This window comes from Pseudoalteromonas sp. OF7H-1 (genome assembly GCF_022347825.1).
In the GTDB taxonomy this organism is placed as follows: domain Bacteria; phylum Pseudomonadota; class Gammaproteobacteria; order Enterobacterales; family Alteromonadaceae; genus Pseudoalteromonas; species Pseudoalteromonas maricaloris.
In genome coordinates, this window is record NZ_JAKRFX010000037.1 from 1 (window position 1) to 1,929 (window position 1,929).

Annotated in this window: 1 protein-coding gene; it reads right to left on the bottom strand. The window is 44.0% G+C overall.

The features are described from left to right. A partial coding sequence (locus tag MHN30_RS23680) for an IS110 family transposase (protein WP_239361308.1) occupies positions 1-646 on the bottom strand: 646 nt, incomplete at its 3' end. Positions 647-1,929 lie beyond the last annotated feature (1,283 nt).

Genomic DNA, 1,929 nt, shown 5'->3' on the forward strand with positions numbered 1-1,929 from the left:
CCATTAAACGCTGGCAACTGTCATTTTGCTTGGTTATCGCTTCAACTTGTTTATGTAGCTGTGCTTTAGCGGCACATTGTGTTTTATATAGGTCATAACTCACCGCGAGTGCTTGTTTTAATGCGATAGGTAGCGCATTTTCAGCATCTTCTAAAATATCTGGAACCGCTTGTGTTAACGCTGCATCGCCTTGATTAATGACAACACCAAACTCTAATAGCAATCCACGTATTTGATTTGAAAGCTGGGTCTTTTGTTTATCTACTAAGGTTCTCGCTTGGTTCAATGATTGCAATGTTTGCTCTTCAACTGTCATGATTTTACAGGGCTTCACGTTGTATGCTTGGCTTGCACTGGCAATGGCGAGGACATCATTTGCATCGGTTTTTTGGCCTTGCCTAAACGCTTTAACAAATTTAGGGGGAAGTAACATGACATCATGCCCCAGCGACAGCGCTTTGCGAGCAATATGCTGGGCGCTACCGCAAGCTTCCATCACGACCTTTGAACCCTCGGCTTTTGCTAGCAACTCAAACATAGGTTCGCGTTTCATTGGCTTATTAAACTTGAGTTTATTGCCTTTCAGCTGTGCCACCTGGAAAATGTTTTTTGCCAAGTCGATAGCAATTAAATTAGACTGTGCCATGTATGGACTCCTTATTTGGTAAAAGTGTTTTGCAATATCTTTATACCGTACTCTCCCGTTAAGGGGGAGGAGTCCATACATCTCCCACAAAACTATTTAGACTGTGAGTTAGGAGACTATGCTGATAATTTTTGTAACCCTTGCAAACAGCTTTATTGATGAAGTCGTAGACGATCTCACAAGCAACTTATTCCCCCTCCATCACACCCGAAAAGCATAAGTCGATATGCAATGTGCCGACAGGATGTCGGCCAAGTCTTGTCTGGCATAGGGACGTGCCTTACAAGGTGGTTGCACTATGTCGGCTTAGGATTTGAGGATTAAGTGTGATGTTGGGGCGACGTTTTCTTGGTTCGTTCTTTTTCGTCGTTTAAAAAGAATGAACGAGGAGCGCATGGATGCGCTTTGATACGAGCCATGGAGGGTAAGGCTAATATGTCCTCCTGACGGATTTCGACGCCCATCCATGGGCTACGACTATCTTTTCTTTGCTTGCCCAAAGAAAAGGTAGCAAAAGAAAAGGCACTCCCAACATCACACTGACTCCTCAAGTAAATTACCAATATGAACGTCACCGCTGTGTAAGGGCCATCCTTGGCCCTGTCACAGCTTTTCACGCATCCATGCGCTGAAATGACTCATTGGCAATTTACTTTCGGGTGTGATGAGGGAGACACAAGGCGCTGATAAATTCTTGTGGTGCTTGCAAGCAACCATGTTTCTGAAGGCTTTGTGGACAGCTAACAGACAACTTATTTCCCCCTCCATCACACCCGAAAAGCATAAGTCGATATGCAATGTGCCGACAGGATGTCGGCTAAGTCTTGTCTGGTACAAGGACGTGCCATACAAGGCGGTTGCACTATATCGGCTTAGGATTTGAGGATTAAGTGTGATGTTGGGGCGACGTTTTCTTGGTTCGTTCTTTTTCGTCGTTTAAAAAGAATGAACGAGGAGCGCATGGATGCGCTTTGATATCTGCCAAGGAGGGCTAGCTGACACCGTTTTATTTGGCTTGAGATTTAAAAACCATCCGTCATGGCAAAAGATAAACATTCGGATGCTAAATAAAAAAATGAGTTAAAAATGCTTGCCTTTTATGTAACAATAGCGCGCAAATAAAAACCAATCGCAGCACACTAGGAAGTAGTACCGCGTATTGGTGGAACGGCTTTAACCAACAACAGTGGACATAAAAAATGCAAACAAGGATTGTGGTGTATGGTACTAACCATCCTGTACATGTCGTCGATTTTGAACTCACGACCTGTATCAATAGCGGC